The following is a 14927-nucleotide window of genomic DNA, read 5'->3' as shown; positions in this document are numbered from 1 at the left end:
ATCAGGAACCCATCGTGACGCGTGGCGTGGCCTGCACCGTCTGGCCAACACGCTCGACCAACAGGGCCATTTCGTAGCCCACCTGGCCGATATCGCAGGAAGTATTCGTCAGCACCGCGAGGTACGAGCCGTCGCCGACTGCCATGAGTAGCAGGTAGCCATGCTCCATCTCGACTACCGACTGCAGCACGGTGCCGCCTTCGAATAGATTCGAGACGCCTACCGAGAGGCTGGCCAGTCCGGCGGTGACAGCCGAGAGCTGTTCGGCGCGGTCCACCGGCAGCTGCGCGCTCGCCGCCATGAGTAGGCCGTCAGCCGAGACCAGGACGGCATGAGCTACGCCAGGAACCTCGTTGGCGAAGTTCGAAACCAGCCAATCCAGCTGACGATTCGTACCACCTAGATCGGGGTTCATCGGTCTCCTTTATCTCCGGTTAGGTTCATTGCCTTCATTGCGCGGCCATCCCGGACGCCCTGCTGGTGACGACTCAAGCTGGACCTGATCGTTTCTGGATCGCGACGCGGTGCGCGATCGGCGTTGCCGGTGACACCGCCGGGGACCAGCCTCCCGCCCGGATTGCGTTGGGGCAACCCGGCGGCCGTCTTTGTTTCGGCCTGGGCCTCGCTGGCGCGGCGCGCCGCCTGCCAGCCTTCGTCACCCGGTGACTCGAAGGAGGCGGCCACCTGGGACCGATCCGAGTTCGGATCGGAGAGCCACGCCGACATCATTTCGGCGAAGATCGGTGTCCCACCCATGATCGAATCGGAGTCGACCGCGGGCTGCAACCTGGTCTGGAAGAACGACGCCGCCTTCTCCGGATCGGGTTTGAAGCTGTGCCGTCCCGGATCGCGCGGTGTGGTCGTCGCCCCGTTCTCCGAAACCGCGGGCGACTCACCACTGGCCGCAGGCTGGGCCGCACCGCGATCGCGTCGCGGCAGGCCGACACCCGGCGGAACTTCCTTGCGTGGCAGTACCGTCGCGCCCGGATCGCGCTGGGGCAGGCCCGTCGGGCCCGCCTCCCGCTGCGGCAGACTATCGCGGGACGGTAGCAGACCGTCGCGCTGGGGCAGTCCGCTCGGCGCCTGCGCACCCGACTGACGCTGCGGTAGGCCATTCGGAGCCTCACGCTGCGGCAAACCGTTTGCGGGCGACTGACGCTGCGGCAGACCGGGCGCACCGGACTCCCGCTGCGGCAGACCATTCGAGGCCGAATCCCGCTGCGGCAGACCGCCCGTGGTTTCCCGCTGCGGGAAACTGCTCAACGGATCACGCAAGGGATCACGCTTCGGCAGACCGCCGGTGCTCTCCCGCTGCGGCAAACCACCGGTGCTCTCACGCTGTGGCAAACCACCAGAGCTCTCACGCTGCGGCAAACCCCCCAGCGCATCACGCTTCGGCAGACCGCCGGAAGCGGAATCTCGCTGCGGCAAGCCCGAACCGGTGTCCCGCGGCGGGATACCGGTCAGACCGGACTCCCGCTGTGGCAGGCCATTGGATGCCGACTCCCGTTGCGGCAGACCGCCGGTGTTCTCACGCTGCGGCAAACCGCCCGTGCTCTCACGCTGCGGCAAACCGCCCGTGGTGTCCCGCTGCGGCAAACTACTCAACGGATCACGCAAGGGATCACGCTTCGGCGGACCGCCGGCGCTCTCACGCTGCGGCAAACCGCCCGTGCTCTCCCGTTGCGGCAGACCACCGGTTGCTTCCCGCTGCGGCAGGCCACCCAAAGCATCACGCTGCGGCAGACCACTGGCGCTCTCACGCTGCGGCAAACCATTCGATGTTTCCCGCTGCGGCAGGCCGCTCGCAGGCGACTGACGCTGCGGCAGACCCGTCGCCCCCGGCTCCCGCTGCGGCAGGCCTCCAGCAGCCGAATCCCGTTGCGGGAGTCCACCGGCAGCCGAATCCCGCTGCGGCAGGCCGCTCGAACCGGCCTCACGCTGCGGCAATCCACCCGACGCAGCACGCTGCGGCAGGCTCGAACCGGTATCGCGCGGCGGCACACCACCGGCACCCGGTTCGCGCTGCGGCAGACCGTTCAGCCCCGGCGCACGCTGCGGCAGACCACCCGCACCTTCGCGCGGCGGCGCACCATTGCTACCCGGCTGACGCTGCGGCAGGCCACCACTGGGCTGACCGCCCTCCGACTGCGGCACGCCATTGCCGCCCGGCTGACGCTGGGGCAGACCACCGGAGTTCAGATTCCGTGGCGGCAGACCACCGCCGGAAACCGTCGGTTCGGGGCCCGGCCGACTCGGCGGCGGACCGCCCGGCGTGACACTGCGCCTTGGCAGATTCGCCGCGGCGAGCTTGCCGCGCTGCGGAGCGCTCGGCGCCGGTCCGGCCGACGGGCGCAGGGTCGGATTCGGTTGCACCGGATCCTGACGCAGCCCCGAGGCCCCCGACGACATGGTGGATCCGGGCGAACGCTGCGGCAGCCCGCCCGCCGTCGGAATCGGACCACTGCTCGCGGCCGGTGCGGGACTACTGGTCGGAATCGGTCCACTCACACCGGGATCGACGGTGACCATGACGTTGCCGCCCGGCGTCCGTGTGATCGCGCGCGTCTGCATCGCCGCCGCCGCGGACGGCCGCTGCGGACTGGCCGCTGCGACCTGCGGTGCCGCCTGCGGCATCGCGGTGGTCTGGCCCTGTCCGAGCACGATCAGATTCATCGGAACGTGCACGGTGACCGTGACGCCGGGATCCCGTGCGGTGTCGAAGGTCGGCCGCAGACGCACAGTGAGTCCGTGTCGCTCGGCCAATCGGCCGACCACGAAAAGACCCATGTGTCGTGCGGTATCCGGACCCGGCTCGGCGGTCTGCTCGAGTCGCCGGTTGATATCGGCCATTTCACTGGGCGGCATACCGATGCCGCGGTCCGCGACCTCGATGAGCATGCCCTGGTCGTGTCCCTGCGCGAAGGTGAACTTCACGTCGGTCTCCGGTGGCGACGCGCGTAGCGCGTTGTCCAATAGCTCGGCGAACAGGTGCGCCATATCCGAGGCGGCGGGCTCGACCAGCGAGCCACGCGGTGTCGCACCCAGCTTCACGCGCTCGTAGTCCTCGACCTCGGAGATCGCCGCACGCAGCACGTCCGCGATCTCGACGGGCGCGGACTTACTGCGCCGCTGCCGGGTACCGGCGAGGATCAACAGGTTGTCACCGTTACGCCGCATACGGGCCGCGAGATGGTCCAGCCGGAACAGGTTTTCCAGCAGGCGTGGATCCTTCTCGTCGTACTCCATCGCCTCGATCAGGCTGAGCTGATGGTCGACGAGCGACTTGGAGCGCCGGGCCAGGGTTTCGAACATGTCGTTGACCTGGGCACGCATCTGCGCCTGGTCACTGGCCAGACGCAGGGCCTGGCCGTGGATATCGTCGACGGCGCGAGCCAGCTGACCGATTTCCTCATGACTGCGGATCGGCATCGGCTCCAGCGGCACATCCTCGGGGGACGCGCCGTTACGGAGCTGGGCGACCTCGTGCGGTAGATCGCTCTCGGCCACGCGCAACGCGGCCAGGCGTAGCCGGTGCAGCGGCACGATCATCGAGCGCGCGACGAACACGGCAAGCATCAGCGCGGCGAGAATGGTCGCGATAACGACCGCGGTGTAGGTCCACGCGCCGGTATTGGCCTTGGACACCAGCGCGCTCATCGCCGAGTCGATGTCCTTGGTCGACTTGTTGACCACGCGCTCGTAGACATCGAGGCTGCCGGTGAGCGAGTTCTTCAGATCACCGACCGGGATCTTACCGGACTGCGCCTCCGGGCTGGTCAGCAGCGAGATCCGATTATCGATACCGGCCCGCAGATCGGCGATCGAGGTGTCGCCGTCGGAGAAGCGGTGGGCAAGCACGTTGAGCATCGCCCGCTCGGTATTGGCCGCGGTGATCGCGCTCTGCACGCCAGCCGCCGAACCGCGCAGCACCTCGGGGAATGCGGCAACCTCACCGACCAGTGCGGCACGGGTGTTCAGCGAGTCGACCAGCCGCAGCTTCGACTGTTCGATGGCCTGGTCGCTGACCTGGCCGACCGTCGTCTCGACGATGTGCACGCTGTCGTTGCGGACCTGGTCGATCAGCCCGATGACTTCGGCCGGTGTCTGCGGCGTGACGTTCTTGCCCTGGGCACGAACGGCCTTGGCCTGGGTGATCATGCTGTCCAGCGACGCGCGCGCACCGGCGACACCGTCGAGCTTGCCGCCCGACTGTTCGGCATCGGCGATGACCTTGTCGAGGTCGGCCAGGTTCTTGTCCGACACGATCGACACGTTCGGCATGATCGAAATCATCTGCGAAGCGGCGGTCGTCGCCGTCTGCGCACTCAGCGCGGTGACGGCAGGGATCGTCTCGATGTTCTTGGCGGCAGCGTCCAGTCGGTTCGCGTCGGCGAACTCGGTGGTAATCCTGGACACGCCGAGGCCAACCGCGACTGCCAGCGGAACGGCCAGGACCGCCGTAACCTTCCAGCGCAGGTCCCAGTTGCCGAGCGCCCAGCGTTTGCTGCCGGACCTTGCGGCGTCACGCATCTCCCACTCACTTTCCAAACTGGCCCCAACCACGTGCCATCAGCGAACCTAGACAATCGCATGCTGGCTCGACAGGCAGAGCTGGCCGAGGAACTGCGGCTGGCCGAGAAATTGCGTCTACGACGGCCCAAATAAGTGACATCAGATTCTAACGGATCAATAACAGCTTGGGTGACGTTGAGTGTAGTTACGGGACTTGACCTGCCGAGAATCAGCAAAACCAAAGGTCGCGGCACCCACCCGGGCGTCGCGTGAAGTCTGCCACAATCGTGCTGATCTATCGAGGCGGGCATCGAGGCGAAGCTAGGGAGTCACAAGTTTGGGTACAGCATCGCGCAGCGATTCGATAGGGGGTGGCGGCCGGGACACGGGTGGGCGTGAGAACCGCACGTACCGGCCGGTCTATCAGACCAGCTTGGTCGATCCCGCCGAGTTCTGGGCCGAGGCGGCCGAGGCGATCGACTGGGTGACCCCGCCGACCCATATCGTCGACACCACCGCTCGCTCGATGACCAGATGGTTCCCGGACGCTCGCCTCAATACCTCCTTCAACGCCCTCGACCGGCATGTGCACGGCGGCGACGCTCCGGAGGAGGCGGATCGGGCCGATCAGCCGGCCCTGATATACGACTCCGCTATGACCGGCGCCAGAGGCGTTTTCACCTACGCCGAACTGCTCGCGAAGGTTGCCGAGTTCGCCGGTGCCATGGCGCGTTTGGGGGTCGGTACGGGTGACCGAGTGGTCATCTACCTGCCGATGATCCCGGAGGCCGTGATCGCGATGCTTGCCTGCGCTCGCATCGGCGCGGTGCATTCGGTGGTCTTCGGCGGCTTCGCCGCACCCGAGCTCGCCGCCCGCATCGACGATGCCGAACCTGTGTTGATAATCACTGCCTCGGGCGGCTTGGAGCCGGGCCGGACGGTCGATTACCCGCCGATCGTGTTGCAGGCCCTCGACCTCGCCGAGACGAGCGCGCCGCGTCACGTGATCGTCAAGCAGCGGCCGCAATTTCCGACCATCCACTTCTCCACACCGCAGCCCGCCACCGAATCACTGCCGAGTTCGACAGAGACCGTCGCGGTGCGATGGCTGGATTGGGAAGACGCCGTCCGCGATGCCCAGCCCGCCGATCCGGTTCCGGTCGCAGCAACCGATCCGCTGTATATCCTCTACACCTCCGGCACCACCGGAAAGCCCAAGGGCGTGGTCCGCGACAACGGCGGACATGCGGTCGCCCTGTCCTGGTCCATGCGCAATATCTACGATGTCGGGCCGGGCCAGGTGATGTGGGCCGCCTCGGATGTCGGCTGGGTCGTCGGGCATTCGTACATCGTCTACGCACCGCTATTGGTCGGCGCGACAACGCTGCTCTACGAAGGCAAACCGGTCGGTACGCCGGATGCGGGCGCGTTCTGGCGAGTGGTCGCCGAGCACAACGTGCGCGTGCTGTTCACCGCGCCGACCGCGCTGCGCGCCATCCGCAAGGCCGATCCGGACGCCGAACTCGCCCACCGCCACGACCTGTCCTCGCTGCGCGCGTTGTTCTGCGCCGGTGAGCGCCTGGATCCGGCCACCTACGAATGGGCCAACGAAACGCTGCTGGCCGATCGATCCGACTGCCCGGTGGTCGACCACTGGTGGCAGACCGAGACCGGCTGGCCGATCTGCGCGAATCTGCTCGGCCTGCAAGAACTTCCGATCAAGGCGGGGTCGGCATCGGTGCCGGTGCCCGGCTACCGGCTGCGGGTGCTCGACGCCGAGGGCAATCCGGTCGCACCGGGTACCGAGGGCAATATCGTCATCGGCCTGCCACTACCGCCGGGCACGCTAACCGGGCTATGGCGCGACGAAGACCGCTTCCAACGCTCCTATATGTCGGCGTTTCCTGGCCACTACCTCACCGGCGACTCCGGATATTTCGACGACGACGGCTACCTCTACGTGCTCGGCCGCAGCGACGATGTGATCAATATGGCCGGGCACCGGCTGTCGGCGGGCAGCATCGAGGCCGCCATCGCCGGACATGAAGCCGTCGCCGAATGCGCGGTGATCGGCCTTCCCGACGAACTCAAGGGCCAACGGCCGATCGCCTACGTTGTGCTCAAGTCCGGCGTCGAGATCGATCCGGACCGCCTGCGCGACGAACTGATCGCCCGGGTCCGCGAGCAAATCGGCGCGATCGCCACACTGCACGACGCCGTCGTCGTCACCGCACTGCCCAAAACCAGATCGGGCAAGATCCTGCGCAAGACGATCCGGCAGATCACCGCGGGCGACACCTACGACGTGCCCTCCACCATCGAAGATCCCTCGGTGCTCGCCGCGCTGGAGGTACAGATCCGGGCCAGCCGCCCGCAGGGGCCCGGTCCGGAAGTCGTTGCGCCCAACGGTGATCCGATCGTGCCCTGATAACTTTGCGATCGCATTTCGTTTCACCCCTTAGGAAACCCTCAGGGATACTTCACACATGTGCCAGTGCGGGGCAATAGCGTCTAGGGCGCTGTATCCACAGCACCCTCGAAGCAGCATCCCCCCGAAATTCTGGAGGCAAGCACCATGAAGCTCTACCGCAGTCGCCCTGCCGTCGCCGCTCTCGCCGCGGGTGGCATCGCCAGTGTGGCCGTGTTGCTGTCCCCGGCCATCGCGGCCGCGGATCCGATGACACTGGCTGGGCCGCTGCTGAACTCCGACTGCTCCTTCGCGCAGGTCGACGCGGCGCTGCACGCCAAGGCCCCGCAGCTGGCGGCCATGCTCGATTCGAATCCGACCCAGAAGGCCGAACTGCAGCGCAAATTCGACCAGCCGGTCGAGCAGCGTCGTGCGGAACTCCAGGCCGCCATCAACGAGAACCCGGGCGCCGCACAGGACGCCGAAAACGACCCGCGTGCATCCGGCCTGGCCGAGACCATCCGCACCGTGGCCGAAACCTGCCACAGCTACTGACGGCACACCCGGCTTGCTGACCGACTCGAGCGATACGTGCCTGCACAATGAGTGATGTGACCGAGCGGAGCGCGAACCCGACCGTCCTTGTCGTCGATGATGACGAGGATGTGCTCGCGTCGGTCGAGCGCGGGCTGCGCCTGTCCGGCTTCCAGGTACGTGTCGCTCGCGACGGCGCCGAGGCACTGCGCAGCGTGACCGAGCAGGCGCCCGACGCTGTGGTGCTCGATATGAATATGCCGGTGCTCGACGGTGCGGGCGTGGTGACGGCACTTCGAGCCTTGGGCAATGAAGTCCCGATCTGTGTGCTCAGCGCCCGCGCCTCCGTCGACGACCGGATCTCCGGATTGGAGTCCGGCGCCGACGACTATCTGACCAAGCCCTTCGTGCTCGCCGAATTGGTGGCGCGGATCAAGGCGCTGCTGCGCCGCCGCTCCGACGTCGCGGCACCCGCGACGCCGGGGGCGATCGCGGTCGGTCCGCTCGAGGTCGATATCGCCGGGTACCGCGCACTGCTCAACGGCCGCGAAATCGAGCTCACCAAGCGCGAATTCGAGCTGCTGTCCACACTGGCCCGCAATGCGGGCGTGGTGCTGAGCCGGGAGCGGCTACTGGAATTGGTGTGGGGCTACGACTTCGCCGCCGACACCAATGTGGTCGATGTCTTCGTCGGATACCTGCGGCGCAAGCTGGAGGTCGAGGGCGCGCCACGGCTGCTGCACACGGTCCGCGGCGTCGGATTCGTGCTGCGAGCGCCCAAGTGAGTTGGCAATGACGTCGCAGCTATCCGATAAGCGGCGGCGGCGCACGTTCTCGCTGCGCACCCGGGTGGCCGGCGCGGCCGCGGTCGGCGCGATCATCATCGTCACGATCATCGGCGTGATCTCATCCCGGGCCATCGAGCGCAACAACCTCGCCCAGACCGACCAGCAGTTGGCCATCGCGTCGCGATTGGTGCTCATCGATTCGGTATTGGCCGTCGGTGTGCTCGGACTGGTCGGTCCGACCTACGACATGGCGGTGACGGTTCGCGACAACAACACGGTCGCGGCGAGCACACCCATTCGCCTGCCCGAACAGCCGATCGGATCGCATACCGTCACGGTGAACGGCACCCCGTTCCGAGTGCTCACCACGACCGAGAACCAACCTGCGGGACGCGTTGTCTCCCTTGGCATTCCGGCAACGACTGCGGCGCGTACCACCGCCGAGCAACAGCGCTGGGTGCTCGCCGGAGCCGGACTGGCAATCGCCACCGCCGCCGCACTCGGCTGGTTGCTCGCGGGCCGCGCCGTGCGCCCGATCGTCGATCTCACCCGACAGGTCGGCACACGCAGCGGCTACCGAGATCCGGACAATCCGCAGCCACCGGTCGACGGTTCCGGAGTCCGGGAGGCGGAAAAACTCGCCGAAGCGGTGAATACCCTGCTGCAACGGGTGGATCAGGCACAAACCGAGACCGCCGCCGCGCTCGAGACCGCACGCGACTTCGCGGCCGTCTCCGCCCACGAACTACGCACCCCCCTCACCGCCATGCGCACCGACCTCGAGGTGCTGCGCACCCTGGACCTGGACGAGGCCCAACGCGCCGAAATCCTCGCTGACCTGCAACGCAGCCAGGGCCGCGTCGAAACCACCTTGGCCGCACTGGAACGTCTAGCCTCGGGCGACCTCACACACGAGCGCGATCACGTCGACACCGACGTCGGCGACCTCTGCGATCAGGCCGCCCACGACGCCATGCGCCACTACCCCGGCGTAACCGTCCGCATCGATACCGATGCCGAACTCATCACTCGCGGCCTCCCCGCCGGACTGCGCCTGGCAGTCGACAACGCTTTGACCAACTCCGTCAAACACGGCCGCGCCACCGAGGCCGTCGTCTCCGCTCACCGAATCCCCAGCGGACACATACTGATAACCGTCGACGACAACGGCCGAGGCATCCCCGTCGAAGAACGCACCGCCGTCTTCGAACGCTTCTTCCGCGGCAGCCAAGCCAGCAGAGGCGGTTCCGGACTCGGCCTCGCCCTGGTCGCCCAACAGGCCCAATTACACGGCGGCCGAGCCTATTTCGATGACAGTCCACTCGGCGGTGTGCGCTTGGTGCTGGACTTGCCCGAACGCCGAACTACCAACTGACCTGAAGAGCGCTTGCGGCTTGCGGTTCCACGCTCATCGACCAGGGGCAGCAGTTGCCTCTCAACGCCGCGGAGCCGTCGGTCAGCCGGTCGCACCGTCGGGACGGGTAACCGCAATGATCGTTACAAGTTCCTCCAGACCGGTAAAGTCCTTCGGATTCGTCGTGTACAGCGGCAAACTGTTGCGCGCGGCTGTGGCGGCGATCATCAGGTCGGCCGTGCGCCGTCGCGGTTGCCGGCCGATCGCGTACACTGCGGCGCAGATCAGGCCAAAAGTTCGGGCGGTTTCGCTGTCGTAGGGCAACGCCTCGCCGAATGTCGCTTCCACGTGTTGCAGTACCGCGATCCGACGCGCACGTATGACCGGATCATCGGTTGCATACGGCCCTCGCGACAACTCTCCCAGCGTGACTGCCGTGATTGCGGACTCGATCGGCAAATCGGCCGGATCGAAAAGGGAGAGAGCCGCGATTATGCCGGTGTCGAGTACGCCCCTCGCATTGCGGCTCACAGACCCGTTCCTTCGAGCGGATCGTCGGACAGTTCGTCGGAGACCACAGCATCCAAGTCGTGTCGGAGTTCGTCGTAGTCGAGTATCGGAGCCTTCGCGAACATCTCCTGGGCCTGACTGGTGGGCACGAAGCGTCGGCGCCTGATCGGCGTTACTTCGGCCAACGGCTCGCCGTTGATGGTGAGCACGTATCGCCTCCCCTCCCGCAGACCACGGGTGACACTGCCGGACTCATTGACGAACTGGCGCACACTGACCTCGGTCGGAGGCGGCATTTCAGGCGCGGGCATACCCACACCGTACCACGCCGTGCCACATCCCAGGCAGAATGGCCCGGTATGAATTCCGAGGAAGTCCCGCCTCATCGCCGGATGTGCGCGGGACTATCAGTTGCGAACCACCTCGACCGGGTCGGTCAACGCAAGCGCCAGTGCGGACTGCTGGGCGCTGCTGCGCTGAGGCAGCGCTGAGACGGCCTTGTCGGTTTGGGTGCTGAGGTTTGTCACGATCTGTTGCAGTTGGGTGACGCCGCCGGTCAGCTGGCTTATGGCACTTACCAATTGAGCACCACCCTGGTCGGCGAGCTGTGGCAGGCCCTCGGCGAGTTTCGCGCCTTCGGCCAATTGCGCACTGGCACCGGTCAACCGGTCCACAACCGTGCGCAGGAGTGTGCCGAGATCGGTGCTCGGATCGACCGAAGCACCGACCAGACCGCCGAGATCGGTCAGCTGGGAACCGGCCTGGCTCGAAACATTGTGCAATCCTTCGAGTTTCACGATGACATCGGCGACCTGGGGATCGCCCGCGAAGGGAAGCGCGCGCATCAGCGGCAGGATCTGGTCCAGGCCGCCGCTTACCGTAGTCGCAGTCTGCTGCACCTGTCCGATCGTGACGCCGGTCGAATCCAATGCCGAGGCAAGTTGATTTGCCTGTGCGGCGGCACCCGAGACGGTCGAGTTCAGCAATGCGATGGCCGAAGTCAACTGTGCCGAACCTTCTTTGGCGTAGGCCAGGAAGCCGAGTAGCTGATCCGCACCCGAGCTGAACTGGTCGGCGCCTGCGGTCGCGGCACTGACTCCGGCGTTCAGCAGTTGGGTGGTGAGCTGCACCGAGGTCATCTGGGTGCGCGCCTGCGCGACCGCGGCCAAAGCGGCGTCGACACCGGCCGCGCCGACTCGGTGCGTCACCGTATTCACCGCGCCGTTCACCGCATCCGCGTCCGCGCCCTTATGCGTATCCACCGTGACCTTGGCCCGCTTCGGCTGCGCACCCGCCAGCGTGCCCATGGATTGGGTCAGATCGGCAGGCAGGGTGATCACCGCCGCGTAGTCATCCGCATCGAGCTCACCCGGCTTACCGACGGTCCACTCGTAACCGCCGCCGTCCTGCTGCAGCCCCTGCGCGATGCGCGCACCAGTCGGCCCGGTATCGGCGTTGACCAGCGCGATACCGCTGGGTGAGCCCGATGATCTCGAGCAAGCGGTGACGGCACCCCCGAGCGCCCCGGCAATGACAACGGCGACGGCGAGCAGTGCCCACCGGGTGCGTATTCCAGTCACAACTCCGCCGCGCTAGCGCTCGGCTCCGCCGTGACCGGCAACGCTGTGTCTTTGGTTCCTTCGCTACGCTTAGTCACACCTGCCGACCCTAGAGCTCAGAATTGGCATCGTCGCTTACCGAAGTCTGAGAGTTCGGTAAGGACCGCAGATGATCAGGCGAGCTCGGCGCCGGTGGGCTCCTCGGTCCGCTTCGCCGCGACCACCCTGCCGAAATCGAGCTTGACCAACTGGTCTGCGTGGTGGAAGTAGCGATCGTCGTGAGTGATCACGATGACGGTCTTCCCGCGCTGTTTGAGTTCGGTGAGGATTTCCTGATAGAAGACGTCGCGGAACTTGGGCTCCTGATCGGCCGCCCATTCGTCGAAGACATAGATCTGCCGGTCCTCGAGCAGGGCGGTCAGCAGCGCGAGCCGCTTGCGCTGGCCCTGCGACAGATCGATGGTGGACAACCGCCCGTCCCGCACCGTCACCTTGTGCGCGATCTGCAACTCCTCGAGGTAACGGCGCACCTCACCGTCGAGTCCGGGCCGATCGAAGCCCAGGTATTCCTCGAAAAGATGGAAGTCGGTGAAGATCGCCGAGGAATTCTGCCGAAACCACTCGATATTCTCGTGGTCGATCGGCTCGCCATTGAGCGACAGCGTGCCCGTCTGCGGCACGTACAGTCCCGTGATCAGTTTGGCCAGCGTGGATTTACCGCTGCCGTTACCACCGACGATGAAGGTGATCTGGCCCGGTTCGAAGACCAGATCGAGTGGGCCGAGCCGGAATCCGGACTCGCCATTGCTCGCCTCCGGTGGCGGGCCGAGCGGCATCGGCCGATTGTCGTGTCCGCTGTGGTCGACGAACCGATGGCCGTTGACGTCCGGCAGCGGCCCACCGGGACGTGGACCGCGACCGGGTGGATGCGCGCCACCTCGCGGACCGAGCCCGCCCGGCCCCGGCGGAAACGGCGGTGGCGGCTCCACCCGGTAGCTGTAGGTGACATTCGTCAGTTCCAGTCGCGCCGTGTCGACGGCAGGACGGTCCGTGAACGGCAACCTCTCCTCGTCGTGCATGGTCTCCATGGACAGATTCATCGCGCGAATCTTCGCCAGCGCCACATCACCGCGCAGCAGATCCGGGATGCGGTGCATGAAGTTCTGCATCGGCATCGCCAGAAACGTCGTCACCAGGACATACCCGACCATCACGTCGCGCGACAGATCCAGCGGTGCGACCAGCACGAACAAGATCAGCGCCATGGTGGCGAGTTGCAGCGCCTGCCCGAAGCCCTGTGCCACCGAGAATTTGGATCCGGCATCGACATTCTGCGCACGCAGCGTCGCGGCCGAACCGAGCAGATGCCGCTGCATGAAGTCCCGGCGCCGCCCCCGATGCAGCTTCAACTCTTTGATGCCGAGCGTCACAGCCTGGTACGACCGCAACAGCACGTCCTCGTTCTCCCGCGCTTCGCGGTAGATATTGCGCACCTGCTTGAGAATCAGCTCGACACAGGCGATCCCGAGCAGGGTGCCCGCCACGGTCACCGCGAACAGCGGACCCGACACCACCAGCAGGAAGACAAAGCAGCCGACGATGGTGGCCACGTCGATGCAGATGCTCGGAATGGCGGTCACCGCCTGCGAGAGCGAGCGCACATCCTCGGTCAGCGTAGCCATCAGACGGTGCATGCCGAGCCGTTCCAGATGCTCGAGCGGTGCCGAAACGATCCCGGAACTCAGATCCCCGCGCAGCCGGTAGATCGCCTCTTGGGCAAGGCGAATCAACAGCACCTGCGACACCACGCCACTGACCAGAATGACCAGACCCGTGAGAGCGAAGCTTTGGATATTGACGTGCGGATGCGGTTCCGGTGACACCACACCCCTGATGAGGGTCACCAGAAAGGTATTTGCCGCACCGCAGATGAGACCCGCGGCAATAACGGCCGCGATCCGCATCCAGGAGATCGACATGAGGAATCGGATGAGTTGCATGGTTGCTGCGCTCCCTGAGGCCGATGCTTATTACCGGCGAATGATGTCGAAGATCATGCCTTCGAGGGTGACCCCCGGCGCGAAGGAGAACGCCACACCGGTCGAGATCGGCTTCGCCGTCTGCTGCTGAATCATCTGTTCCAGCACGAAAATCAGCGACACGCTCAGCATATTGCCGAACCTGGCCAGCACATCCCAGCTCAGCGCCGCCCGCTCCGGCGCGATACCGAGCGAATGCACGGACTCCTCGATGATCTTCGGCCCACCCGGGTGGATTGCCCACAGATCGACATCGGATTTCTGCAATCCATTGCGGCCCAAGACCTCGGTGACCACGGGATCGACCCCGGTGTAGATGTACTGGGGCAGATTTTCCGACAGCTCGCAGGTGATGCCGTTCTGATTGACACCGAGCACGATGCCGTCCTCGGCGCCGTCGAAGAGCTGGCTGAAGCTGTCCCGGATCACCACCTTGCCCGGCGCCAGCGGCTGCTGGACCTGACTTGCGCCGATAACCACCGCACCGCATCCGTCACCGAACAGGCTGTGGATGATCACATCGTTGATGTTGTCGTCGAAGACGGCATTCACCGAGCTCAGCTCGATGCAGACCACCATGGCCTTCTTATCCGGATGCGCCCGAACATAATCCACAGCGGTCCGAATGCCGTTCATCGCGGCCGCGCAGCCCATGAAGTTCACCACGACCCGCCCGACCGATGGCGACAGCCCGAGCTGCTTCACCACCGCGACATCCACGCCAGGCGCGATGAAACCGGTGCTGGTCACGAAGACCAGCAAGCCGATCTCCGCCGCCGCATCCTCGATACCGGCGAGAGCGCGGCCCGCGACATCGACGGCCAGCGGCACCGCGTGGCGGTAGAACAGATTCATCCGGTCCCGGATCGTGCCGCGCTCCCGGCCGAACTGCAGGAATTCGGGATCGAGTGGATCGACCACCAGGCGGCGGCTGTCGATCTTCGTCTTCTGGTAGATCCGCGAAATCCGCGCCCGCTGTCGCGGATCGGTGAACAGCTCGGCCACCCGATCGGCGGCGCCGGCCTGGTCGACCAGCTGGCTCGGCGCACCGGTCGCGATGCTCTCGATCACCCCGACCGTGGTCGGTGGCGCGGGCGGCAGCCCGTGCTGCACGAGGCCGTGGCCGTGCTCGTCCCCCTGACGAGCCGCCGACGTTTCCTCATCGATAGTGATTGACACGAAATTCTCCCCGTTCTTGTGAAAAATGGTGATCGGCGCCGC

At 66.0% G+C, this 14927-nt stretch carries 11 protein-coding genes; 4 read left to right on the top strand and 7 right to left on the bottom strand.

Features of this window, described 5'->3' with window-relative positions; translation table 11 throughout:
* Position 1 precedes the first annotated feature (1 nt).
* Positions 2 to 415, bottom strand: coding sequence for a roadblock/LC7 domain-containing protein (locus ACQP2U_RS03455; protein ID WP_011207200.1), 414 nt, complete (start codon positions 413 to 415; stop codon positions 2 to 4).
* Positions 412 to 4533: an ATP-binding protein gene (locus ACQP2U_RS03450; RefSeq protein ID WP_433713343.1), complete on the bottom strand. Its 4122-nt coding sequence runs from the start codon at positions 4531 to 4533 to the stop codon at positions 412 to 414. The genes ACQP2U_RS03455 and ACQP2U_RS03450 overlap by 4 nt, the downstream gene beginning before the upstream one ends.
* A gap of 346 nt (positions 4534 to 4879) precedes the next feature.
* On the opposite strand from ACQP2U_RS03450, the gene ACQP2U_RS03445 reads away from it, so the two are divergent.
* The 4 genes from ACQP2U_RS03445 (at position 4880) to ACQP2U_RS03430 (ending at position 9619) form a co-directional block, all read left to right on the top strand.
* Positions 4880 to 6943, top strand: coding sequence for an AMP-binding protein (locus tag ACQP2U_RS03445; RefSeq protein ID WP_433716356.1), 2064 nt, complete (start codon positions 4880 to 4882; stop codon positions 6941 to 6943).
* Between the two features lie 147 nt (positions 6944 to 7090).
* On the top strand, positions 7091 to 7477 hold the full coding sequence (locus tag ACQP2U_RS03440) for a hemophore-related protein (protein WP_397040246.1): 387 nt from the start codon (positions 7091 to 7093) through the stop codon (positions 7475 to 7477).
* Between the two features lie 56 nt (positions 7478 to 7533).
* A complete protein-coding gene (locus ACQP2U_RS03435; protein ID WP_433713342.1) occupies positions 7534 to 8241 on the top strand; it encodes a response regulator transcription factor in 708 nt (235 codons plus the stop codon).
* A 7-nt stretch (positions 8242 to 8248) separates the two neighbouring features.
* The gene (locus tag ACQP2U_RS03430) at positions 8249 to 9619 is read left to right on the top strand and encodes a sensor histidine kinase (RefSeq protein ID WP_433713341.1); all 1371 of its coding nucleotides are present in this window, start codon (positions 8249 to 8251) and stop codon (positions 9617 to 9619) included.
* 81 nt (positions 9620 to 9700) lie between these two features.
* Here the strand turns inward: ACQP2U_RS03430 and ACQP2U_RS03425 are convergent, their stop codons facing one another.
* From ACQP2U_RS03425 to ACQP2U_RS03405, 5 genes are all read right to left on the bottom strand, one after another.
* Positions 9701 to 9946, bottom strand: a complete 246-nt coding sequence (locus ACQP2U_RS03425) for a hypothetical protein (protein ID WP_433713339.1) — start codon at positions 9944 to 9946, stop codon at positions 9701 to 9703.
* Positions 9947 to 10125: 179 nt separating this feature from the next.
* Positions 10126 to 10419 carry a hypothetical protein gene (locus ACQP2U_RS03420; protein WP_433713338.1) on the bottom strand — a complete coding sequence of 98 codons (294 nt, stop codon included), beginning with the start codon at positions 10417 to 10419 and terminating at the stop codon, positions 10126 to 10128.
* Positions 10420 to 10515: 96 nt separating this feature from the next.
* Positions 10516 to 11688, bottom strand: coding sequence for a hypothetical protein (locus tag ACQP2U_RS03415; RefSeq protein WP_433713337.1), 1173 nt, complete (start codon positions 11686 to 11688; stop codon positions 10516 to 10518).
* 152 nt (positions 11689 to 11840) lie between these two features.
* On the bottom strand, positions 11841 to 13667 hold the full coding sequence (locus ACQP2U_RS03410) for an ATP-binding cassette domain-containing protein (protein ID WP_433713336.1): 1827 nt from the start codon (positions 13665 to 13667) through the stop codon (positions 11841 to 11843).
* Between the two features lie 30 nt (positions 13668 to 13697).
* Positions 13698 to 14879 carry a type III polyketide synthase gene (locus ACQP2U_RS03405; protein WP_397040273.1) on the bottom strand — a complete coding sequence of 394 codons (1182 nt, stop codon included), beginning with the start codon at positions 14877 to 14879 and terminating at the stop codon, positions 13698 to 13700.
* Between the last annotated feature and the right edge of the window lie 48 nt (positions 14880 to 14927).

This window comes from Nocardia sp. CA-084685 (assembly GCF_050955785.1).
Taxonomy (GTDB): Bacteria; Actinomycetota; Actinomycetes; order Mycobacteriales; family Mycobacteriaceae; genus Nocardia.
This window is presented reverse-complemented; position numbering and strand designations above follow the sequence as displayed.